Genomic DNA, 24,341 nt, shown 5'->3' with positions numbered 1-24,341 from the left:
ACTTATGATGGAAATTCTGCGTGGTTCGCCTGCACTGTCTGCATTTCGCATTAACAAACTGCTGACGCGTTTTCAGGCAGCCAACCTCCCGGTAAGCAATATTTACGCCGAGTATGTCCATTTTGCTGACCTGGAAGCGCCGCTGACCGAAGAAGAGCTGGCCCGACTTGAGCGACTGTTGAAGTATGGCCCAAATCTCAACAGCCATACGCCTACCGGCAAACTGCTGCTCGTCACTCCCCGCCCTGGCACTATCTCCCCCTGGTCTTCGAAAGCTACCGACATCGCTCACAACTGCGGCCTGCCGCAGGTTCTGCGTCTGGAACGCGGCGTGGCGTACTATATTGATGCCGCGAGTCTGACCGATGAACAAGTGAATGCCGTCGCCGCAGAACTGCACGACCGTATGATGGAGTGCGTATTTACCTCCCTGCAGGACGCGGAAAAACTGTTTGCTCATCACCAGCCGGCACCGGTTGCCAGCGTTGATTTGCTGGGGCAGGGCCGTCAGGCGCTGATTGATGCCAACATCCGTCTTGGCCTGGCGCTGGCCGATGATGAAATCGACTACCTGCAGGACGCGTTTAGCAAACTGGGGCGCAACCCGAACGACATCGAACTGTATATGTTCGCCCAGGCGAACTCCGAGCACTGCCGCCACAAAATCTTCAACGCCGACTGGATTATCGATGGTAAAAAGCAGCCGAAGTCGCTGTTTAAAATGATTAAAAATACCTTCGAAACTACATCGGAACACGTGCTGTCGGCCTATAAAGATAACGCCGCAGTCATGGAAGGTTCTGAGGTTGGCCGCTACTTTGCCGACTATGCAACTGGCCGCTACGATTTCCATCAGGAGCCGGCGCATATCCTGATGAAGGTTGAAACCCACAACCACCCGACGGCAATTTCTCCATGGCCGGGTGCGGCAACCGGCTCCGGCGGTGAAATCCGCGATGAGGGCGCAACCGGACGCGGTGCGAAGCCAAAAGCGGGGCTGGTGGGCTTCTCCGTTTCTAACCTGCGCATTCCGGGCTTTGAACAGCCGTGGGAAGAAGATTTTGGTAAACCGGATCGTATCGTTACCGCACTGGATATCATGACCGATGGCCCGCTGGGCGGCGCTGCGTTCAACAACGAATTTGGTCGTCCGGCGCTGACCGGCTACTTCCGTACCTACGAAGAGAAGGTTAACAGCCACAACGGCGAAGAGCTGCGTGGCTACCACAAACCGGTCATGCTGGCGGGTGGGATCGGCAACATCCGTGCCGATCACGTGCAGAAAGGCGAGATCGTCGTTGGGGCGAAACTGATCGTCCTCGGCGGCCCGGCAATGAATATCGGCCTGGGCGGCGGCGCGGCTTCTTCAATGGCCTCCGGCCAGTCTGATGCTGATCTCGATTTTGCTTCCGTACAGCGTGACAACCCGGAAATGGAACGTCGCTGCCAGGAAGTTATCGACCGCTGCTGGCAGCTGGGCGATGCTAACCCAATTCTGTTTATCCACGACGTGGGTGCAGGCGGTCTGTCTAACGCCATGCCGGAGCTGGTGAGCGACGGCGGGCGCGGCGGTAAATTTGAACTGCGCGATATTCTCAGCGATGAGCCGGGTATGAGTCCGCTGGAAATCTGGTGTAACGAATCCCAGGAGCGCTATGTTCTGGCGGTTGCCGCTGACCAGTTGCCGCTGTTTGAAGAGCTGTGTAAACGTGAGCGCGCGCCTTACGCGGTTATCGGTGAAGCCACCGAAGAGCAGCATCTGACCATGAATGACCGTCATTTCGACAATCAGCCAATCGATCTGCCGCTTGACGTGCTGCTTGGCAAAACGCCGAAAATGACCCGCGACGTCCAGACGCTGAAGGCGAAAGGTGAAGCGCTGGCGCGGGAAAATATCTCCCTGGCCGATGCGGTAAACCGCGTGCTGCACCTGCCGACGGTGGCGGAGAAAACCTTCCTCGTGACCATCGGTGACCGTACTGTTACCGGTATGGTTGCACGCGATCAGATGGTTGGCCCATGGCAGATCCCGGTTGCGAACTGCGCGGTGACCACCGCTAGCCTCGATAGCTACTACGGTGAAGCGATGGCGCTTGGCGAACGTGCGCCGGTGGCGCTGCTGGACTTCGCCGCCTCCGCTCGCCTGGCGGTGGGTGAAGCGCTGACCAACATTGCCGCCACGCAGATTGGCGATATCAAACAGATCAAACTCTCCGCTAACTGGATGTCTGCTGCCGGCCATCCGGGTGAAGACGCCGGTCTTTATGAAGCGGTGAAAGCCATTGGTGAAGAGCTGTGTCCTGAACTGGGCCTGACTATTCCGGTGGGTAAAGACTCCATGTCGATGAAAACCCGCTGGCAGGAAGGCAATGAGCAGCGCGAGATGACTTCGCCGCTGTCGCTGGTGATTACTGCCTTTGCTCGCGTGGAAGATGTGCGTCATACCATCACCCCGCAGCTGGTAACGGAAGATAACGCCCTGCTGCTTATCGATCTCGGCAAAGGCCACAATACGCTGGGCGCGACTGCGCTGGCGCAGGTTTATCGTCAACTGGGCGACAAGCCAGCCGACGTCCGCGACGTGGCGCAGCTGAAAGGCTTCTACGACGCCATTCAGGCGTTGGTTGCCGCGCGTAAACTGCTGGCCTATCACGACCGTTCCGATGGCGGCCTGCTGGTGACTCTGGCAGAGATGGCGTTTACCGGTCACTGCGGCGTGGAAGCCGATATTGCGACGCTGGGCGACGATCGTCTGGCGGCGCTGTTTACCGAAGAACTGGGCGCGGTGATTCAGGTTCGTGCTGCTGACCGTGAAGCGGTAGAAGCGATTCTGGCGGCTAATGGTCTGGCTGACTGCGTGCATTACCTCGGTCAGGCGGTTGCGTGCGACCGTTTCACCCTGACGGCCAATGGCCAGCCGGTGTTCAGTGAAAGCCGTTCCCAGCTGCGCATGTGGTGGGCTGAAACCACCTGGCAGATGCAGCGTCTGCGCGACAACCCGGAATGTGCTGACCAGGAACATAACGCGAAAGCGAACGATAACGATCCGGGCCTCAACGTGAAGCTGACTTTCGATATCGATGCCGATATAGCAGCGCCGTACATTGCTACCGGTGCGCGTCCGAAAGTGGCCGTACTGCGTGAGCAGGGCGTGAACTCCCATGTGGAGATGGCGGCGGCCTTCCACCGTGCGGGCTTTGACGCCATTGACGTCCACATGAGCGATCTGCTGGCTGGTCGTCTCGGTCTTGACGCTTTCGATGCGCTGGTTGCGTGCGGCGGCTTCTCTTACGGTGACGTGTTAGGGGCGGGCGAAGGCTGGGCGAAATCCATTCTGTTCAACAATCGCGTTCGTGACGAATTCGCTACCTTCTTCCACCGTCCGCAGACGCTGGCGCTGGGCGTATGTAATGGCTGTCAGATGATGTCGAACCTGCGCGAACTGATCCCGGGCAGCGACCTGTGGCCTCGCTTCGTGCGTAACCACTCCGACCGCTTTGAAGCGCGTTTTAGCCTGGTTGAAGTTGCCAGCAGCCCATCTCTGCTGCTGCAGGGGATGGAAGGTTCGCGTATGCCAATTGCTGTTTCTCACGGTGAAGGCCACGTGGAAGTCCGCGATGGCGCGCATCTGGCGGCGCTTGAAAGTAAAGGTCTGGTGGCGCTGCGCTTCGTCGATAACTTTGGCAAAGTGACGGAGACCTATCCGGCTAACCCAAATGGCTCGCCAAACGGCATTACCGCAGTCACGAACGAAAGCGGCCGCGTCACCATTATGATGCCGCACCCTGAGCGTGTATTCCGTTCAGTGGCGAACTCCTGGCACCCGGAAAACTGGGGCGAGGACAGCCCGTGGATGCGTATTTTCCGCAACGCGCGTAAACAGCTCGGCTAAGGTTGTCGTATCATAAGATCAGGCCCCTCCTTGTGAGGGGCTTTTTTATTGGTTTCTGAAAATTGCCGGGCTTATCCTCCTGGTCTCTCCAGTGTGTCGGGAAACCCCGACATTGAGGGTATGGCACTGTCGTTAAATGGAGACATTTAATTTATTGATTTTAAATGGTTTTATTTATCGGCCCCGTGAGTGTTGCTAATTAGCGACAGCATGCTCAAAAAACAGCCAGAACAACAGGGTGCCTTTTTAGGTATATTTCTTATATTTATCATTGTGTTAATTTATTGTTTTGTATTGTGGCACGCATCGTGCATAATATTAACCAGTGGCTCATTCACCTCCTTATGTCAGCCCCTTCGGGACGTGCTACATAAACTTCGAATGACGCACAACAAGGTGCCTGCCGTCCAGCAACTGATAACAGCTCTGCTTTATCAATCATCGGGCGAAACGTTGAGTTAGGCACCGCCTTATTCCAGAACAAAGCCGGGCTTATGCCCGGCTTTGTTGTTTCTGGCCTTTCCCTCTCCGATAACCTCAGTTAGCATTCCAGTATGTTGCTTTATTGAGACACCGCTTTTGAAACGCCTCTCTCTTTCTCCACGATCGCTGCGCCAACTGGTGACGCTGTCCTTTCTGTTGATCCTGCTGCCGCTGTTAGTGCTGGCCTGGCAGGCATGGCAGAGCCTGAATATGCTCAGTGCGCAGGCTGAACAGACCAACCGCACCACGCTTATCGATGCACGACGCAGCGAAGCGATGGCTAATATTGCGCTGGATATGGAGCGCAGCTACCGCCAGTACTGCGTGCTAGACGATCCAACGCTGGCGAAGGTATACCAGAATCAACGCAAGCGTTATGGCGATATGCTGGAGGCGCATGCGGGCGTGCTGCCTGATGTTGCCCTTTATCAACAATTGCGTCAGAACCTTAATGATCTGGCGCTGCTGCAATGCACCAATAGCGGACCGCAAAAGCCGGCGGCAGAACGGCTGGCGGCTTTCTCCAGTGCCAATAGCGAACTGGTTCAGGCAACGCGTACCGTCGTGTTCTCTCGCGGACAGCAATTACAGCAGGCGATTGCCGAACGTGGCCAGTTCTTTGGCTGGCAGGCGCTGGTGCTGTTTCTGGTCAGTCTGGCGATGGTGCTGTTATTCACACGCATGATTATCGGCCCGGTGAAGGGAATTGAGAGTATGATCAATCGTCTGGGGGAAGGGCAGTCGCTTGACGGTGAGGTCATGTTCCGCGGGCCGCGTGAACTGCGCTCCGTCGGGCAGCGCATCGTCTGGTTAAGTGAACGCCTGTCGTGGCTGGAGTCTCAGCGCCACCAGTTTTTGCGTCATCTGTCTCATGAATTGAAAACGCCGCTCGCCAGCATGCGCGAGGGCACCGAGCTGCTGGCCGATCAGATTGTTGGGCCGCTTAATGCGGAGCAAAAAGAGGTCGTGGCCATTCTCGACAGCAGTAGTCGCAACTTACAAACGCTGATTGAGCAACTGCTGGACTATAACCGTAAGCTGAGCGAAACAGCCATACGCATGGAGCCTGTAACCCTTGCGCCGTTGGTCGAAATGGTGGTTTCCGCGCACAGCCTGCCAGCGAGGGCTAAAATGATGCGCACGCAGGTTGACCTCCAGGCTCCCAGCTGCCTGGCAGAACCGACGCTTCTGATGAATGCGCTGGATAATCTCTATTCGAATGCGGTGCACTATGGCACTGAATCCGGTAACATTTATCTGCATAGCCGCCGGGAAGGAACTAAGGTAATCATTGATATAATCAATACTGGAACCCCGATCCCGGATGCTGAAAAATTAATGATCTTCGAGCCTTTTTATCAGGGTAGCCATCAGCGCAAAGGCGCGGTGAAGGGGAGTGGTCTTGGCTTAAGCCTGGCGCGCGATTCGGTGCGTAAAATGCACGGCGAGCTATATCTTAGCGACGCACAGGACGGCAACGTCTGTTTTCGTATTGAACTCCCAACCCCAGGGCTTGAAAAAACAACCACATGAAACGATATCGAGTCACTATGCCCCAATTTTTAACGCGTACGGGTCGGCGACCGCTGCCGTGGCGTGGCAGGTTATTCGGCCTCGCCTGCCTGCTGCTGTCCGGGTGTAATACCTCGCTGACGCCGCATAATGCCGGTTCCAGCGCCGATGGCAATGAACCCCGTCAACAGGTTGCCGATTACCTGTCGACCGATTGCGATGATATCTGGGCGCTCAGCGGCGAGACGGCCGAAAACAACCCTCTTTATTGGCTGCGCGGCATGGACTGCGCCGATCGCCTTCCTGCGGCGCGTGCGCGTGCCGATGCGAACGTGCTGCCGGTAGGAAACTGGCAGGGAGCCTTCAAGCGCGGCATCCTGCTGGCGAATGCAAAAATTACCCCAACCGAACGTCGACAGGTGGTTGCAGATATTGACGCGCTTAGTTCAGCTATTCCGTCGCGCATTCGCCCGCTGTATCAGGTCTGGCGCGATGGTCAGGTGCTACAGCTGTCACTTGCCGAAGAACGGCAGCGCTACAGTAAACTGCAGGAAACCAGCGACGCCCAATTGGACGCGCTGCGTGTGCAGCAACAGCAATTGCAGGCGGAACTGGATTTAACCACCCGTAAACTGCAAAACCTGACGGATATTGAACGCCAGCTCTCCAGCCGCAAGCCGGGGGCCGATATGACTCACGGCGGCGCATCTGACGAGGATAAACATGACTAACCGTAAACCCGCGCACCTGCTGCTGGTGGATGACGATCCCGGCCTGTTAAAACTGCTGGGCATGCGCTTGACCAGCGAAGGCTATCGGGTGCAGACCGCCGAAAGCGGCCAGCAGGGGTTACGGGTGCTGGCGAAAGAGCGTATCGATCTGGTCATCAGCGATTTGCGGATGGATGAGATGGACGGTCTGCAGCTGTTTAGTGAAATTCAGAAAGTGCAGCCCGGTATGCCGGTGATAATCCTCACCGCTCACGGGTCCATTCCCGACGCGGTGGCCGCCACTCAGCAAGGGGTGTTCAGCTTCTTAACCAAACCGGTTGATAAAGACGCGCTGTACAAGGCGATTGACGAAGCGCTGGAGCGCTCGTCTCCGGCGATGGATGAACAGTGGCGCGAAGCCATTGTCACCCGTAGCCCGCTGATGCTGCGACTGCTGGAGCAGGCGCAGATGGTGGCGCAGTCTGATGTCAGCGTGCTGATTAACGGCCAGAGCGGTACCGGCAAAGAGATTCTGGCGCAGGCGATTCATAACGCCAGTCCGCGTCACGCCAGGCCTTTTGTGGCGATTAACTGCGGCGCGCTGCCGGAACAGCTGCTGGAGTCTGAGCTGTTTGGTCACGCGCGCGGGGCGTTTACCGGCGCGGTCAGCAACCGGGAAGGACTCTTCCAGGCGGCGGAAGGCGGTACCCTGTTTCTTGATGAAATAGGTGATATGCCGGCCCCGTTGCAGGTGAAGCTGCTGCGCGTATTGCAGGAGCGTAAGGTGCGCCCGCTGGGTAGCAACCGCGATCTGGACATCAACGTCCGCATCCTCTCAGCCACCCACCGGGATCTGCCTAAAGCAATGGCCCGCGGCGAGTTCCGCGAGGATCTCTTCTACCGCCTCAACGTGGTGAATCTCAAGATCCCGACGCTTGCCGAGCGTACCGAAGATATTCCGCTGCTTGCAAACTACCTGCTGCGTCAGGCCGCCGATCGCCATAAACCCTTTGTGCGTGCCTTCTCGACGGATGCGATGAAGCGATTGATGGCCGCAAACTGGCCGGGTAACGTACGCCAACTGGTCAACGTTATCGAGCAGTGCGTGGCGCTAACCTCCTCGCCGGTGATAAGCGATGCGCTGGTGGAGCAGGCGCTGGAAGGGGAGAATACCGCGCTGCCGACCTTCGTCGAGGCGCGCAATCAGTTTGAGCTCAACTACCTGCGTAAGCTGCTGCAAATCACCAAAGGCAACGTCACCCATGCTGCCAGAATGGCCGGGCGCAACCGTACTGAATTCTATAAATTGCTCTCCCGCCATGAACTGGATGCGAACGATTTTAAAGAGTAGCACCGGACAAACGACTGATTTATGATACGGTGAGCAACCGGTTACGCGATAAAAACGACAGGAACACCATGAAAAAGATTGATGCGATTATTAAACCCTTCAAACTCGATGACGTACGTGAAGCGCTGGCGGAAGTGGGCATCACCGGGATGACGGTAACGGAAGTGAAAGGCTTTGGTCGTCAGAAGGGCCACACCGAGCTGTATCGTGGCGCGGAGTACATGGTGGACTTCCTGCCGAAGGTCAAAATTGAAATCGTAGTAACCGACGATATCGTCGATACCTGTGTGGATACCATCATTCGTACCGCGCAGACCGGTAAAATCGGCGATGGTAAAATTTTCGTTTTTGACGTTGCGCGCGTGGTTCGTATCCGTACCGGCGAAGAAGACGACGCGGCAATTTAATGTTCAAAGCTGCCCGCACATCGTGTGCAGGCAGCGTCATTTATTTACTCTTCTACTAGCGGTGCAACCGGCGTCCAGAGCAGACGTTTTACGACCACCAACAGGACAATCAAGGCCACGCAGCCCAGCGTCCATTCCCCCATTTGTGAGAAAAAGCGCCCATAGGCGTCGATGGCCGTTTCGCTAATCTGTGATTCGGTAGTTTTCTGCGCGACTACGCCTGCCAGCCAGTTGGCGACTGAACCGGTTGCCAGCATATAGACGCCGGTCAGCACACCGGTGACGCCAGGCAGGTTCAGGCGAGTTATTTGCGCCATCGCGACCGGGTCAATAAAGAGCTCGGCAAAGCCCATTAACGCAAGCCCGGCAACCATCATTCCCATCGACGCCTGACCGTGCAACTGTGCGCCACGTGCATTCAGCGCGAGCAGCATAAAGCCCGCGCCCATCAGCGCCAAACCGAAAGCAAACTTCAGCCAGACGCGCAGCGCCGAACGAATATTTCCCGATGGCCGAACCAGCCATGCCAGCACTACGCCTGCCGCCATGACCGCCACCGCATTGACCGACTGGAACAGGGCGGTTGGCACTTCAGTGTTCAGCCAATGGCGGTTCACAAAGCGATCGATAAACAAACTAATCGAGCTACCGCCCTGCTGAGCGAGGACCCAGAACAGCGTTCCGGTCAGCATCAGTAATACAATCTGCGACAACGCCCGTCTGGCGTGTGGAAATCGGATCATGATGCGCGCCATGATAACGGCGGCGATGACGCAAACAATGGCCAGCAGATAACCCGCCCAGTCATTTTCCAGCAGCACAGTAAAGAACACCGGCGCGATGCAGAGCATCAGAACCAGCCATCCCCAGGTCGGCAGGGCAAACGTCACTGCGCGTAGCGCGGGCGTATTCACCCCCTGGGTATGACGGAAGTGGCGATGACCGCTTAAAAAAACCATCAGGCCGATAAAAATGCCAATTCCTGCCAGTGCAAAACCGACGTGCCAGCCGTACCACTGCGCGGCCAGCCCGCAGGCAATTGGGGCTGCAATAGAGCCGATATTTCCCGCCGCATACAGCAGCGAAAAACCACCGTCCCGGCGCGGGTCTTCTGGTTCGTACAGTTCGCCGAGCAAGCAGCTAATATTCGATTTAAATAGACCGTAGCCGCAGATAATAATCGCCAGCGCGAGGTACAGGCTCCAGATAGAATCGGACTCGATGCCCAAAACAACATGGCCGAGCGTCATCAACACTGCGCCAGTCATCACCGCAGTACGGTTGCCGAGCAGGCGGTCGGCAAGCCAGCCGCCCAGAATAGGGGTGACATAGACCAAAGAGGCGTAGGCGCTAAACAGGCTTATCGCGTGGCTGTCGTTAAAATTGAGCTGGTGGGTGAGATAAAGGATAAGTAAGGCACGCATGCCGTAAAAGCTGAAGTATTCCCAGATTTGAATCGCCACGATGTAGTAGATCGCGCGCGGTTGTGAGGGTGTTTTCATGTCGACTCCTTACTGTGTGAAAAGCGGCGTGAAAAAAGGGAAGCGACAAGCCGCTTCCCTGGGTGTTTCATCTTATTTTTTATTTTCTTTCAGCACTTTAACGGTATAGCGACCGTCAGCCTGGCGGTAGGCACCGTGGATATCGGTTTCAAAGCCTGGGTAATGCGCGCCGATTTCGCACAGCATTTGCAGGAATTCCAATACCGGACGGCTTTGCTCAGTGATCATTTCACCCGGCATAACCAGTGGCACACCTGGAGGATACGGAAGGATCATGTTGGCATTCACGCGGCCCACCATTTCTTCCATATAAACCTCTTCGGTTTCGCCGTGCAGCTCTTTCTGGAACGCGGCATAAGGCGTCATCTGCATTTCTGGCAGCACTTCAAATGCGCGGAACATCAGATCCGGCAGGTTGTGATGCTCAACCAGTTTATGAATATTCTGCGCCAGATCCTGGATACGCATATTTTCATAAAATTCAGGTGATTCGCTGTACAGCGTTGGCAGAATGTTTTTCACTCGCAGGTTCAGATCGAATGCGCGTTTAAATTCGGTCAGCGCGCGCAGCAGGCTCAGCGCTTTGGTTTTATCGATACCGATACTGAACAGGAACAGCAGGTTGTATGGGCCCGTTTTCTCCACGATGATGCCGCGCTCGTCGAGATATTTCGCCACCAGACTGGCCGGGATACCGAACTCATCCATGGTGCCGTCTTTCTTCATCCCCGGGGTCAGAATTGTGACCTTAATCGGGTCGAGATACATGTGCTCGTTATCGATATTTTTGAAACCGTGCCATGGGCTGTCGGAACGCAGCGGCCAGCATTCAGGCCCCTCGATGTGATCCGGCTGCCAGACGTCGAAGAACCAGCCATCAGACTCGCCTTTCAGACGTTTTATCTCTTTACGGAACTTGATTGCGCACTCAATCGAACCATTGATCAGACGCTTACCGGCGTTACCTTTCATCATCGCGGCGGCGGTTTCGGTGGAAGCCACGATACCGTAGTGCGGAGAGGTGGTGGTATGCATCATAAAGGATTCATTGAACGTCTCTTCGTTAACGTCACCTTTAATGTGAATCATGGAGGCCTGAGAGAACGCGGCCAGCAGTTTGTGCGTGGACTGCGTCTCGTAGATAACTTTGCCTTCTACACGCCCGCCGCTCATACCGCACTTGCCCGCATAGATTGGGGAGAAGTTGGTGTAAGGCACCCAGGCTGAGTCGAAGTGAATGGATTTCACATCCAGCGTTTTCTTGATGTAGTCGGTGTTGTAGAGCAGGCCGTCGTAGGTGGAGTTGGTGATGACGGCGTGTACCGGCCAGGTGGCATTCGGCGTCTCTTTGACGCGTTTTTCAATGGTCGCACGCTGGAATTCGCTCTGCGGAATGCCGCCCAGAATACCGTAGGCGTTACGGGTTGGACGGAAATAGATAGGCGTAATGTCGCTCATCATCATCAGATGGGTCAGCGATTTGTGACAGTTACGGTCAATCAGTACCGTGCTGCCCGCAGGAGAAGAGTACATGCCGACAATTTTGTTGGCGGTTGAGGTGCCATTAGTCACCATATAGCTGCGCTCGGCGTTAAACACGCGGGCAATATACTCTTCAGCTTCTTTATGTGGACCGCTGTGATCCAGCAGAGAACCCAGTTCAGAGACGGAAATTGATACGTCAGACTTCATCGCATTCGGGCCGAAGAAGTCATAAAAAATGCTGCCGACAGGGCTTTTCTGGAAAGCCGTACCGCCCATATGACCTGGGGTACAGAAGGTGTATTTGCCTTCGCGAACGTATTTGAACAGCGCTTTAGTCAGCGGCGGCAGAATGTTGTCGATGTACTCATCGGTGGTCTGACGAATTTTAGCCGCAATATCAGTTGCCGCACCCAGTGCGTATTCGAAGAAACGGACCTGCATACGCAGGTCGTTCAGGCTAACGTCCAGCGTCGAGTAGCTGTTGGCAAACGCATACAGCGGCATGTACTCGTTCATGGCGCTGATCTCTTCGCACAGCTCCAGATTGTATTTATCCCAATCGAAAATAACGCCGCACAGACGGGCATTATTTTCAATCAGCTTCAGCAGATCTTCACGGTCATTCGGGTAAACAATACGAAAGTCGAGGCTTTCCAGCGCACGGTGAAGTTCACGAATAGGCTCTTCTTTAAAGTAGACGCCCATGTGGTTCATGATAGCAATAACGTTCATAGTCATTTTTCCAGGTAAAAGAGGCCCTTCCCGCAGCGATGTGGCAGGTGAGGAGAGGGCCTTGTGAAAAAGGGGTTAGCGGTTAAAGCGCCTGGGCCGGTTTGTTGTCTTTGTCATCACTCTGGCGCTGGTGCATTTTGCGACCATAGAACATCAGGATGACCAGGCTAATGATGAAGGTGCCGGACAGTTCGAAAGAGTTGGCGCCCATCAGCGCGATAAAGCAGAAGGCGCAGCCGAGAACCGAGCACACCAGGCTTACCAGGTTACGGATGTTGAAGCCTTCGAAGCGAATCAGGTCAACGCAGGAGTAGAAGTACGGCAGCATAGTCAACAGGACCGCGATACCGGTCAGCTCGCCGAACAGGTCAGAAGCTTTACCACCGCTGGAGTTCATGATGGTGATGATAATCATCAGCGCGGTCATTTTGACGGCGGCCAGCAGCAGGCCTTTTTTCGGGATGCCGTTTTTATCAAGTTCGCCGTACACTTTCGGGAAGTTGCCGTCGCTTGCGGCACGAACACCTGCCTGACCAACCAGCATCATCCAGGAACCCAGTGAAGTCAGACACGCAAAGGCGGTGAAAGCGGAAACCAGCGGTGCTGCCCAGCCGCCCAGAATGGTCGAGGCACTGACTGCAAACGGTGCCCCAGAGGCTGCCATGACGGAAGCCGGATACATACCAGAGATAACCTGAGTGGCAGCGATATAGATAATACCGGCCATGGCGGTACCCAGCATGGTTGCCAGCGGAACGGTACGTTTTGGATTTTTTACCATACCGGTACTGACCGCGGCGGATTCAACGCCCACGAAAGCCCACAGGCATAGCAGAATACTTTTGATTACCGCGTGTGGATCGGTGGTGGTAGAGGTATTCCAGTTGGCGTGATAGGTCGCAGCGTCAAACCAGTGCCAGCCGACAATGGCGGTGAGTACAACCGGAATCAGTACCAGGAACAAACCGATGGTGGTCAGACGGCTTACCCAGGTTCCGCCCAGCATATTGATAAAGGTGAACAGCCAAACGACAGCAATACACGCGATACCGGCAGGAATTGGGTCATTTAAAATGGGGAAAAAGGTAGATAAATAAGAGACTGCGGTAATCCCGATAGCCAGATTACCAATCCAGTTTGCATGGTAATACAGTACGCCGGTCTGGAAACCGAAAGCCGGAGATAATTCACCAGCGTATGCAATAGGACCACCCTGCTGTGGATTCTTGGTCGCTAATCGGGCGTAAACATAAGCCAGTGACATGGCGCCAATAATAGAAATAATCCAACCCCAGATGGCAATGCCACCGATGCTGGCGAGGCTCGCGGGTAATAAAGCAATCCCGCTCCCCATCATATTTCCGGCAACCACGCCAGTACAGGCAAATAGCCCGATCTTTTTGGTAGAACTCATGTTCGTTTCTCCTGAACAGTATTTTTAGGACCGGATCGCGAGATGAGTAATGACGAGTGACCCGACCAACTGATGGCAATGTTACTGAGCAGGCTAAGAGAAGTCCTAAAGTTAAAGTGAAATAAAAACAAACATGAAAAAAATGAGGTCTTTAGCTTTTCACATTAACATATCAGGATAAAATATTTATATCATGGAAAGGTAAATAACGAGTAATTACAAAGTGGTATGTTTGATTTTTCAAGGGGTATGATGTTGTTGTAAGGCAACAATTAAAACCTTACGACAACATCATGATTACATTATGGCAGGAGTTATTTAACCTGAATAAATAATCCGCAAGAACGTTTAAGATTCTTTGGGTTGAAATGTCTGCAAATAAGGAACGATTTTTTCTATTGAGGTTTGAAATACACCGTTTTCAATCCAGTACAGCGTGTTATCACCGGGGCGTAAATTAAATGCGGTAATATAAGCATCGGCAGCCAGACGGCTCTCACCTTTCATTTCATATACCTTGCCCAGCAGCACGTAATTCAACCATGACATTTCCAATTCAATGCTTTTATTAATAGCGGCGGATGCATTGTCCACGTTGCCTTTAGTCAAAGAATCGATAGCCTGAATGCGATAGAGAACGGCACTATTTTGCATCGCGGGTATTTGCGCGACGCGGGTTAATTCCTCATTAAGTAAAATGAGCTGCTGGCTATCAAACGGCTGCTGTGAATGACGTAAAACATCCACCATTACCTTTTCGGCATACGCGTAGGTGAAGTCCGGGGAGGATTTAATGGTGTTGCCCAGTAGGTCACTGGCTTTATTTAAAGACTGAGCGTCACCAACGGTAATGAGCTGCAGTGCCTGGTAGAACTGCGCCAGAGAGAGCGTTTGTGCGAGCTTTAAATGGTCCAGTTCCTTTTGCAGATTCTCAGGCCATGGCTGCACCAGCGCAGCAGAAAGGCTGTCGAAGAGATCGCTTTGAATCGATACCAGGTTGCCGTCGGTGACGAAGTAGCGCTTATCCAGCATCGTAGAACCGTCGGCGTTGTCGATTAACAGCACGGACATAAAGCACTGCTGTGCGCGGTAGTGACGCTGGTTCACGAAGCTGATGGTTAACGTTTTCCCGGAGCTGCTGGGTTCATTGACGTTATAGTCGGTTTTATCGTGAACCATAAAGGTGGAGTAGGTATTCAGCGAGGTGGTGATCAGCGTCCCCAGCCCAATAACATAGGACTGCTGTGAAGCCCAGTTATTGCACGAAGCACCGGGTTCAAAGCGTACATCAATATCGCGCGGGTTGAGCAGCAGATGGGCGCGAGTCACTTGCGGGTGAGGGCGGGCCACGGACAGCAACACCATGGCAATGAGCACGCCGAGCGAGAGTGACAAGGCGCCCAGAGTCCATAAATTGGCGAACCAGCGACGAGGTTTGGATATCGGGCGTGGTGTTGATACTGATGCTGGTACGGGCGTTGATACTGGCGCTGATAGCGGGTCAGACGGTGATTCTGCCGCGGGTTCTTCGTCGAGCGGTTCGTCGCTGGTATTTTCGAGCCACACCACCGGTGCGGTTAGCTGGTAGCCCCGTTTGGGCACGGTGATAATGTAATCAGCGTTGCTGTCGGCGCTATCGCGTAGAGATTTACGCAGCTCAGAAATGCTCTGGGTGACCACATGGCTGGTCACAATATGGCGCATCCAGATGTTATCAATGAGCTCATCGCGGCTCAGTACTTCGCCGGGATGACGGGCAAAGAACATCAACAGATCGATGAGTCGAGGTTCCAGGGTGAGTTGGCGTCTCCAGGACGGCTGATTTGATTAACAGAAGGCGTGACTAGCCATTCACCGACGCGTACAACCGGTTGTTGCATATAAATGAGTCGCCAAAGAAAAGAACGGGATAAGTTAGCGATGATAACATAATTCCCTTCTCAATTTTGGGCTGTAGCCTGCGTTGGCGCTTGTTGGACGGGGGAAAAGGCGAGCAAAAAATGCTCGCCAGGAAAGATAACCTTACAGTACTTTATGCGGCCCGAAACATTCATAATGAATATGGTCGGCGTTCACGCCCAGCTCGACCAGCTGTTTGGCTGCGTACTGCATAAAGACCACCGGACCGCAGAGATAGAATTGCATCTGTGCGGCCTGCAGACTATCGGCCAGTGGAGACAGCGCCATCAGACCTTCGCTGTCAAAGGCTTTTGCCTGACGGTCAGCGTCGGTTGGGGTGCGATACCACAGGTGAGAGGTAAAGTTTGGCAGCTGTGCGCCCAGCGCGTTGACTTCGTCGGCAAAGGCATGAACTTCGCCGTTTTCCGCCGCATGGAACCAGTTAACCTGCGCCGAATGGCGGTTTTTCGCCAGCGTATCCAGCATCGACAGCATTGGCGTCTGGCCTACGCCGCCCGAGATCAACGTTACAGGAGTCTGTGGCGTAACCTGCAAGAAGAAATCCCCGGCCGGTGCTGCCAGATAAACCACATCACCTTCTTTAGCTGCGTTATGCAGCCAGCTTGAAACCTGGCCGCCATCTTCGCGTTTTACCGCGATACGATAGCTTTTACCGTCCGGTTTACGCGTCAGAGAGTACTGGCGAATTTCCTGGAACTCGAACTCTTCCGGCTTCAACCATACCGCCAGATACTGCCCCGGCTGATAGTCAGCCACCGGCTGGCCGTCGACGGGTTCCATTTCGAAGCTGGTAATCAGCGCACTGCGTGGAGTTTTGTTGACGATGCGGAAAGCTCGGGTGCCTTCCCAGCCGCCGGTTTTACTGGCGCTGTCACGGTAGATCTCAGCTTCGCGATTAATAAACACGCCAGCCAGCACGCCGTAGGCTTTCCCCCAGGCGTCCAGCACTTCCTGGCCCGGGCTGAACATTTCATCAAGTGTTGCCAGCAGGTGGCCGCCGACGATGTCGTACTGCTCCGGTTTAATCTGGAAGCTGGTGTGCTTCTGCGCAATTTTCTCAACGGCAGGCAGCAGGGCCGCCAGGTTTTCAATATTGCTGGCGTAGGCGGCAATCGCGTTGAACAGCGCTTCACGCTGGTCGCCGTTGCGCTGGTTGCTCATATTGAAAATCTCTTTCAGTTCCGGGTTATGGGCGAACATCCGGTCATAAAAGTGGGCGGTGAGTTTTGGGCCGGTTTCAACCAGCAGTGGAATCGTGGCTTTTACGGTAGCGATGGTTTGAGCATCAAGCATGGCAGGTTTTCCTTTGATTATCACTTAATGTTGCATATTAAATGCATCTTATAAAAATAACCCTGCTTTGTAAATGGTTCTTTGTGATAATGCACCAACTCGGTTACAAGATGAATTATTCGCATCACAATCCTGAAAAGAAATCCACTTCACGACGTAAGGCCTTTATTCCTCAATCCCTTGTGTAGCTTGAAGGTAAACGTTTGCGTAATTTCGTTTGTCAAGACCTGTTATCACAGAACGATTCGGTTATACTGTTGGCCGTTGTCCAACGGGACTGCCTTTTTCAGGTCAAAATTTTATTGTTAGCTGAGTCAGGAGATGCGGATGTTAAAGCGTGAAATGAACATTGCCGATTATGATGCCGAGTTGTGGCAGGCTATGGAGCAAGAAAAAGTACGTCAGGAAGAGCACATTGAACTGATCGCCTCCGAAAACTACACCAGCCCGCGCGTCATGCAGGCTCAGGGTTCTCAGCTGACCAACAAATATGCTGAAGGTTATCCGGGCAAGCGTTACTACGGTGGCTGCGAATACGTTGATATCGTTGAGCAACTGGCGATTGACCGCGCGAAAGAGCTGTTTGGTGCAGACTATGCTAACGTCCAGCCGCACTCCGGTTCTCAGGCTAACTTCGCGGTTTACACCGCGCTGCTGCAGCCGGGCGATACCGTTCTGGGTATGAACCTGGCACAGGGTGGTCACCTGACTCACGGTTCCCCGGTTAACTTCTCCGGCAAACTGTACAACATCATCCCTTACGGTATTGATGAGTCCGGTAAAATTGACTACGAAGACATGGCGAAGCAGGCTCAGGAACACAAACCGAAAATGATCATCGGTGGTTTCTCCGCTTACTCTGGCATCGTTGACTGGGCAAAAATGCGTGAAATCGCCGACAGCATCGGCGCGTATCTGTTTGTCGATATGGCCCACGTTGCTGGCCTGATCGCCGCTGGCGTTTACCCGAACCCGGTTCCACATGCTCACGTCGTCACCACTACCACCCACAAAACCCTGGCTGGCCCACGCGGTGGCCTGATTCTGGCGAAAGACGGTAGCGAAGAGCTGTACAAAAAACTGAACTCCGCTGTCTTCCCTAGCGCTCAGGGCGGCCCACTGATGCACGTTATCGCGGGTAAAGCGGTGGCGCTGAAAGAAGCAATGGAGCCAGAGTTCAAAATCTACCAGCAGCAGGTTGCGAAAAACGCCAAAGCGATGGTAGAAGTGTTCCTGAACCGTGGCTACAAAGTGGTTTCTGGCGGTACTGAGAACCACCTGTTCCTGCTGGATCTGGTCGACAAAAACCTGACCGGTAAAGAAGCGGATGCTGCGCTGGGCCGTGCTAACATCACCGTCAACAAAAACAGCGTACCAAACGATCCGAAGAGCCCGTTTGTGACTTCTGGTATTCGTATCGGTTCCCCAGCGGTGACTCGCCGTGGCTTTAAAGAAGCTGAAGTGAAAGAGCTGGCTGGCTGGATGTGCGATGTGCTGGACAACATCAATGATGAAGCCACCATCGAACGCATCAAAGCGAAAGTGCTGGATATCTGCGCACGCTTCCCGGTTTACGCATAAGCGTTAATCGTCAGATGTGAAAAAGGCCGCGAATGCGGCCTTTTTTGTGTCAGATGTCGGCTGCGCCTTATCCTACCTGCAGCGCCCCCGCCAAAACCGCCATCGGGCAACGGCTTAACGTCTGTCCAGCGAAATTTTCCCCGGCCCGACAATCGCCAGCAGCAGGAACCCGCCAGCGATACTGATGTTCTTATAGAAGTTAATCATATTTGGCATCACCGCATCGCCGGTCATATTCCAGAAGTGGTGGCCAATCACCGCTGTCCCCAGCGTATAGAAGACGAAAATAACCGCCAACGGGCGCGTGAAGAAGCCCAGGATCACCAGAATAACGGCCGGCACCTCCATCAAAATCGCAATGATGGCGGCCAGTGACGGCATCGGCGCGCCGGATGAGGTCATGTATTGTACCGTACCGTCAAAGTTAAGCATTTTGGGATAGCCGGAGAGAATAAACAGCAGCACGATGGCGATACGGGCTATCAGCAGCAGCAGATCGCGTGAAGCGCCAAAGTCGAGATAACGAAGACAGTTCATGGCAGTTCCTTTGTGTAAGTGCGTATGATTTAAACGTAATACACAATTTTGTGACCTGCCACACAGGAGCATGAAATCAGTATTTTGGCTGACCATAAACCTCGCCAGGCAGGGGGGAGGGGAGACTTTGATACCCGGTTATATGTATTTTTTAAATACTAAATAAGGTGGTTTTTCGGGCGGATAGCGCGGTCGCGGTGAAGGCTTTGGAAAAAGGGCAAGCTTAACCTGTCCTTGAGGACTTTATCTCACCGGCTGAATGAGAGCTTGTGCGTACCAACACGCTATGCACGCGGTTTTTAAAAATGGAGTGTACTTTGCGCAGCTGACCTAACCGTCACTGGTTGTATCCAGAAACAAACAAGTGAAAGTGATGTTCATCACATTTATTCGGTAAGCGAGGTGAGTAATGCTCTTCAGAATGAGTGCTAAGTCAGTAGACTAAGGCCTCCAAAACGGGAGGAACCATGGTTTTGCACTCCACGCGCTGGCTGGCGCTCAGTTACTTCACCTATTTCTTTAGCTACGGTATTTTTCTACCTTTCTGGAGCGTCTGGCTCAAAGGTGCGGGGCTGTCGCCCGAAACCATCGGTATTTTGCTTGGCGCGGGTCTGGTGGCTCGTTTCCTGGGGAGCCTGCTGATTGCTCCGCGCGTCAGTGACCCGTCGCGTCTAATCAACGTTCTGCGTATTCTGGCCCTGATGACGCTGCTGTTTGCGTTGATGTTCTGGGCGGGTACCAACGTCGCCTGGCTGATGGTGGTGATGATCGGCTTTAACCTGTTCTTCTCGCCGCTGGTGCCGTTAACCGACGCGCTGGCCAATACCTGGCAAAAACAGATAACCATGGACTACGGGCGGGTGCGCCTGTGGGGCTCTATTGCCTTTGTCATTGGCTCTGCGCTGACCGGCAAGCTGGTCAGCCTGTACGGTTATCAGGTTATTTTATTGATGCTGAGCCTGGGCGTGGCGTCCATGCTGTTGGGGATGTTGCTCAAGCCATCGGTGATGCCGCTTGGCGAATCTCGTCATCAGGAGTCGGTTGGCTGGTCTGCCTGGCGTTTGCTGGTGGTCCAGAACTGGCGATTCCTGGCTTGCGTCAGCCTGCTGCAGGGCGCGCACGCGGCCTATTACGGCTTTAGCGCCATTTACTGGGAAGGGGCGGGCTATTCGGCGTCGGCCATTGGTTATTTATGGTCGTTAGGCGTGGTCGCGGAAGTGGTGACCTTTGCGTTGAGTAAAAAGGTCTTCCGTCGCTTTAGCGCCCGCGATCTGCTGTTGCTGTCGGCCATTTGCGGCGTGATTCGCTGGGGGCTGATGGGCTGGACGACAAGCCTGCCGTGGCTGATTTTGATTCAGATCCTCCACTGCGGCACCTTCACCGTCTGCCACCTGGCGGCGATGCGCTACATTGCGGCGCGTCAGGGCGGTGAGGTTATTCGCCTACAGGCCATTTACTCTGCGGTGGCGATGGGCGGCAGTATTGCGGTGATGACCATGTTTGCCGGTTTTCTCTACCAGCACCTGCATCAGGGGCTGTTCTGGGTAATGGCACTGGTGGCGCTACCGGCCTTGCTGTTACGGCCTAAAACCGTCGCGCGCTAAGTCTCGAGTATTTTACAGATGTGCTGCTGCTGATGCTCGCTGAGCGACTGCTCGGCGTGAATCAGCGGCGGTGAGAACAACGGCAGGACGATGGCGTAAGGCGAAATCACCAGGGTGCTGTCCTTCGGCGCACCTTCTTTCTGGAAAATCGGTACCGCCAGATACTTCACATTGAGCGGCAGCAGGGTCAACTCGCGCAGCTGTTGCTCAATTTCCTGTTCCAGCAACGGATTATCGCCGGTTAATAACACCACCTGTTTTTCGTGCAATTCGCTCTCCTGCATTAATCCTGCGCCAAAAATCACCGCAATCAACGCCGCTTCATCATCGCTAAAACGCAGGGAATAGCGCGTTTCAAATTCCAACAGTGCCACGCGAGTGGTGCGGATCAGCCGAGGATAAAGGCGGTGGATCTCTTCGGATAAGTGGTTGTCGATACCGATCCCAAAGACGCAGCGGTTGAGCGCCTGCGCCAGATGAATATAAAGGTGATTGCCGACACCGCTTTCGTCGGTAAAGCGGCAGCCGGCGACCTGCTGAAAATGGTCAACTAATCGGGTCACGGCGTGTTGTAACTGCTTGTCCTGTTCACGAACATCATCGTGCGGGTCAGGGACTTTGAGCAGCATAAACAGCAGTGCCAGAAAATGCTGTTCGTGATGGTTAGGGATTTGGCGAACGCGTCTTTGCCAGTGGCGCACGATCTCCGCTGCCGTTTGAAATTCGACGCTCGCGCTGGCCCATGCGCTTTGCTGCGTATTGAAATGCGGGCTTTCCCCTTGATGATGTTGTAATAAACAGTATTGCAAATAGAGGCGTAAAAACTGCCCATCGCGGGATTCAAACTGCCGCTGTAAACTGCGCCCACAGCGATTGACCAGCGCCTGAAGATTGGTTTCATCATAGAGGTTGCGGGCGATTTTCAACTGTTTAAGCTGCGTTTTAATCGCCGGCGTAAAATGATGATTGACGAAATGCGGGCACAGGCGCAAAGCGCGGCGAAGCCAGTGCAGCAAGCACAGGCGTAGGTCGAGATTGGTGCCTTCAATCCGATAGCGGCCATCCGCCAAAGTGGCGATCGCCAGACGATGGTAACGCTCGATCTCCTGGCCGGCCCCAACGATATCTTGCCGGGCCGTAGAAACATCGACATTATTCACTTTGCCAATATATTCCGGCGTAATGACGTGTTCTGGGAGATACAGCATCAGCAGCGCCTGGCAGCGGCGCTGCGGACTGGAAAGCACAGATGGCGGTTCGTGTACGGTCATCATCTGTTGGCATCCAGCAGCAGGTATTAGGAATAAGCGTAGACAAAAGATAACGGCAGCTAATGGGCTTTCGCTTAGGAATGCTGGCGGCGGTCACAGAATTTTTCACTGAGGAACGGATGAAGAGAGTGAAACAATGCGCGGTTCTGGTGTTTCTTGCGGTTTTATCGTTAAGCGCCCGCGCGCACCCGCACAGTTTTATTACCATCACCAATCAACTGGTGGTCAGTGACGGCCAGCTCACTGGCATGAACATGCGCTGGACGATGGACGAACTGACGTCTGCCGATCTGCTCTACGACGCCGGAAATGCCAAGCCGGGGGATGAAGTGTGGAAAAAACTGGCGGCGGAGGTGATGGCCAACGTGCTGGGGCAGCACTATTTTTCTGAATTCTGGCATAACGGCCAAAAGGTGAAATTTGACAATTTGCCCACGGCCTACGGCCTGGCACGCCAGGGGCATCAGTCGGTGCTGACCTTCACGCTACCGCTGGCAAAGCCGCAGCCTCTGGCCGGGCAGACCTATACCTTCTCCACTTTCGACCCGACCTATTACGTCGACATGAGCTACGAAAAAGATAGCGATGTTGCCTTTGCACCTGACTATCAAGGTACGTGCAAAGTGAGTGTGCATACGCCAAAACCCAATGACGATATGCTCCTGTACGCCCAGTCACTTGATAAAGAGGATGCGCCGGCAGAGGACATGGAGCTCGGTAAACAGTTTGCCCAGAAGGTGACCATCCAATGTCCGTGATCTCCGTTAACCGTCGTCCCGCGCGCCGCTGGCTACAGCTATGGCCGTTGTTGATTTTCGCCGTCGCGGCTATCGCCGGGTTGCTCTGGCTGTGGCAGGTCTGGCCGCAGGTGATGTTAAAAAGCGTTATCTGGCAGCGTGAAGTTAACCAGCAGATGAGCAGCCTGCTTAAAGCGGTGGCCGCTAATCCGGGGCAGGCGGGGATGACGCTGCTGCTGTTTAGTTTCACCTATGGCGTGCTGCATGCGTTAGGGCCGGGGCACGGCAAAGTGGTGATCACCACCTGGCTTGCCACGCACCCATCTAAACTGAAGTCGAGTATTGGCCTGACGCTGGCCTCTTCTTTATTACAGGGGCTGGTGGCGATTGTTCTGGTGGTGGTAGTGCTTAGCATCCTGCAATTGCCTGCGCGCCAGCTGCATCTCAGCAGTTTTTGGTTGGAGAAAGCCAGCTATGGGCTGGTGGGCGTACTGGGGCTAATGTTGTGCTGGCGGGCGCTGAAAAAGCTACGCGTGCTGCTGCGAAAACCGAAATTCACCGCTTTCACCCCACACCATGTCCATCACGATGGCTGCGGCTGTGGGCATCAGCATATGCCGAATCCCGACCAGCTTGCCCGTGACGATGACTGGCGCGCCAGGCTGATGATTATTCTCTCAATGGGAATGCGCCCGTGTTCGGGGGCAATTATGGTACTGCTGTTCAGTAAAGTGATTGGTGTATTCGCCTGGGGAATGGCATCGGCGCTGGCGATGGCGGCGGGCACATCATTGACGATTACCTCGTTGGCGCTGCTGGTACATGCGTTTCGCTCGCTGGCGGTCAAACTGAGCGGCAATAAAACGCCGGCGCTGTGGCGGCAGGTGGGCTGGAGCACGCTGGCATTAGCCGGCGGCGTCATTCTGGTCGTTGCGGCGGTGGTGATGTGGGGAAGTGCGGTTCCGGCGGGACGCGGGCTGCGTCCATTTTAAAAAAAAAGGCCGGATAGCGGCTAACGCCATATCCGACCTTCAATTTTGTTGTCCCGGTAAGCATCACGCTACCGGGCAATCACTTAGCGCTTCAGCGCTTCGCTCAGTTCGTCACGCATGTTAGCCAGCATCGCTTTCACAACACGTGGGTTACCCGCAACGATGTTGCCGGTCATCATGTAGTTGTGGCCGCCGGTGAAGTCACACACCAGTGCGCCAGCTTCACGAGCGATCAGTTCGCCAGCGGCGAAGTCCCATGGCTTCAGGCCGATTTCGAAGTAGCCGTCAACGCGGGCTGCGGCAACGTAGGCCAGATCCAGCGCAGCAGAACCGGTGCGACGGAAGTCCGCGCATTCGGTAAACATGTTGCCGAGGATTTTCATATAAGCCGGAGCGTGCTGCTTGGCTTTGAACGGGAAGCCGGTAGCAATGATAGTACCGTCCAGATCGCGAGCGATGCTGCCACGCAGACGGTAGCCGTTGAGCTGTGCGCCCTGGCCACGGGTAGCGGTGAACAGTTCGTTACGCATTGGATCGTAAACAACGGCGACTTCAGTACGGCCTTTGATGCGTACTGCGATGGATACCGCGAAGTGCGGCAGACGTTTGATAAAGTTGGTGGTGCCATCCAGTGGATCGATAACCCATTGAACATCCAGATCTTCGCCAACATGTTCACCGCTTTCTTCGGTGATAATGGTGTGTTGCGGGTAAGATTTGCGGATCGTTTCGATAATAATCGCTTCGGCGGCTTTATCGACGTTAGTCACGAAATCGTTACTGCCTTTCTGGCTCGTTTCAACTGAGTCAGGCGTTTCATAGTGTTTGGCAATTACATTACCCGCCTTGCGCGCTGCGCGCACGGCGATGGTCAGCATCGGATGCATCGGTCTCTCTCACTGGATGTTAAAGAACGGG

General features: G+C 54.3%; 16 protein-coding genes and 1 pseudogene. 9 read left to right on the top strand and 8 right to left on the bottom strand.

Annotated features, from left to right (window positions below; translation table 11 throughout):
* Positions 1–4 precede the first annotated feature (4 nt).
* The 5 genes from purL to glnB all read left to right on the top strand — a co-directional run bounded on the left by purL (position 5) and on the right by glnB (position 8,355).
* Positions 5–3,892, top strand: a complete 3,888-nt coding sequence (purL, locus tag LZ634_RS03815; protein WP_234502430.1) for a phosphoribosylformylglycinamidine synthase — start codon at positions 5–7, stop codon at positions 3,890–3,892.
* Positions 3,893–4,471: 579 nt separating this feature from the next.
* On the top strand, positions 4,472–5,908 hold the full coding sequence (locus LZ634_RS03810; RefSeq protein WP_234502428.1) for a sensor histidine kinase: 1,437 nt from the start codon (positions 4,472–4,474) through the stop codon (positions 5,906–5,908).
* A 17-nt stretch (positions 5,909–5,925) separates the two neighbouring features.
* Entirely contained in the window at positions 5,926–6,618 is a 693-nt protein-coding gene (qseG, locus tag LZ634_RS03805; RefSeq protein WP_234502426.1) for a two-component system QseEF-associated lipoprotein QseG, read from the top strand.
* Positions 6,611–7,948 (top strand): two-component system response regulator GlrR, encoded by a 1,338-nt coding sequence (gene glrR / locus LZ634_RS03800; protein WP_234502424.1) that lies wholly within the window; start codon positions 6,611–6,613, stop codon positions 7,946–7,948. Before qseG ends, glrR begins: the two co-directional genes overlap by 8 nt.
* A 68-nt stretch (positions 7,949–8,016) precedes the next feature.
* Complete coding sequence (gene glnB, locus LZ634_RS03795; protein WP_002438074.1) at positions 8,017–8,355, top strand: nitrogen regulatory protein P-II; 339 nt, start codon at positions 8,017–8,019, stop codon at positions 8,353–8,355.
* 44 nt (positions 8,356–8,399) lie between these two features.
* Here glnB and dtpD read toward each other — a convergent pair whose 3' ends face one another.
* The 5 genes and pseudogenes from dtpD to hmpA all read right to left on the bottom strand — a co-directional run bounded on the left by dtpD (position 8,400) and on the right by hmpA (position 16,701).
* Positions 8,400–9,857, bottom strand: coding sequence for a dipeptide permease DtpD (gene dtpD, locus LZ634_RS03790; RefSeq protein WP_234502422.1), 1,458 nt, complete (start codon positions 9,855–9,857; stop codon positions 8,400–8,402).
* 72 nt (positions 9,858–9,929) lie between these two features.
* Positions 9,930–12,074, bottom strand: a complete 2,145-nt coding sequence (gene cadA, locus LZ634_RS03785; protein WP_234502420.1) for a lysine decarboxylase CadA — start codon at positions 12,072–12,074, stop codon at positions 9,930–9,932.
* Positions 12,075–12,156: 82 nt separating this feature from the next.
* A complete protein-coding gene (gene cadB, locus LZ634_RS03780; protein WP_234502419.1) occupies positions 12,157–13,488 on the bottom strand; it encodes a cadaverine/lysine antiporter in 1,332 nt (443 codons plus the stop codon).
* A 348-nt stretch (positions 13,489–13,836) separates the two neighbouring features.
* Positions 13,837–15,368, bottom strand: a pseudogene (cadC, locus tag LZ634_RS03775) (lysine decarboxylation/transport transcriptional activator CadC).
* A 142-nt stretch (positions 15,369–15,510) separates the two neighbouring features.
* Positions 15,511–16,701: an NO-inducible flavohemoprotein gene (gene hmpA / locus LZ634_RS03770; RefSeq protein WP_234502416.1), complete on the bottom strand. Its 1,191-nt coding sequence runs from the start codon at positions 16,699–16,701 to the stop codon at positions 15,511–15,513.
* 327 nt (positions 16,702–17,028) lie between these two features.
* Between hmpA and glyA the strand changes: the two genes are divergently transcribed.
* Entirely contained in the window at positions 17,029–18,282 is a 1,254-nt protein-coding gene (glyA, locus tag LZ634_RS03765) for a serine hydroxymethyltransferase (RefSeq protein WP_234502414.1), read from the top strand.
* 114 nt (positions 18,283–18,396) lie between these two features.
* Here the strand turns inward: glyA and LZ634_RS03760 are convergent, their stop codons facing one another.
* Entirely contained in the window at positions 18,397–18,819 is a 423-nt protein-coding gene (locus LZ634_RS03760) for a DoxX family protein (RefSeq protein WP_234502413.1), read from the bottom strand.
* A 467-nt stretch (positions 18,820–19,286) separates the two neighbouring features.
* Here LZ634_RS03760 and LZ634_RS03755 point away from each other — a divergent pair, with 467 nt between their 5' ends.
* A complete protein-coding gene (locus LZ634_RS03755; RefSeq protein WP_234502411.1) occupies positions 19,287–20,423 on the top strand; it encodes a 3-phenylpropionate MFS transporter in 1,137 nt (378 codons plus the stop codon).
* On the opposite strand, the gene csiE is transcribed toward LZ634_RS03755, so the two are convergent.
* Entirely contained in the window at positions 20,420–21,697 is a 1,278-nt protein-coding gene (gene csiE / locus LZ634_RS03750; RefSeq protein ID WP_234502409.1) for a stationary phase inducible protein CsiE, read from the bottom strand. The two genes, LZ634_RS03755 and csiE, sit on opposite strands and share 4 nt — an antisense overlap.
* A 116-nt stretch (positions 21,698–21,813) precedes the next feature.
* On the opposite strand from csiE, the gene LZ634_RS03745 reads away from it, so the two are divergent.
* Positions 21,814–22,452: a DUF1007 family protein gene (locus LZ634_RS03745; protein WP_234502407.1), complete on the top strand. Its 639-nt coding sequence runs from the start codon at positions 21,814–21,816 to the stop codon at positions 22,450–22,452.
* A complete protein-coding gene (locus LZ634_RS03740; protein ID WP_234502405.1) occupies positions 22,443–23,423 on the top strand; it encodes a nickel/cobalt transporter in 981 nt (326 codons plus the stop codon). The genes LZ634_RS03745 and LZ634_RS03740 overlap by 10 nt, the downstream gene beginning before the upstream one ends.
* An 83-nt stretch (positions 23,424–23,506) precedes the next feature.
* Here LZ634_RS03740 and suhB read toward each other — a convergent pair whose 3' ends face one another.
* Positions 23,507–24,310, bottom strand: coding sequence for an inositol-1-monophosphatase (gene suhB, locus LZ634_RS03735; protein WP_061282899.1), 804 nt, complete (start codon positions 24,308–24,310; stop codon positions 23,507–23,509).
* Positions 24,311–24,341 lie beyond the last annotated feature (31 nt).

Origin of the sequence: Kluyvera intermedia (assembly GCF_021440345.1) — a bacterium.
Lineage (GTDB): Bacteria > Pseudomonadota > Gammaproteobacteria > Enterobacterales > Enterobacteriaceae > Kluyvera > Kluyvera intermedia_A.
The sequence above is the reverse complement of the archived record's forward strand: the minus strand, read 5'-3'. Positions and strand labels throughout refer to the sequence as shown.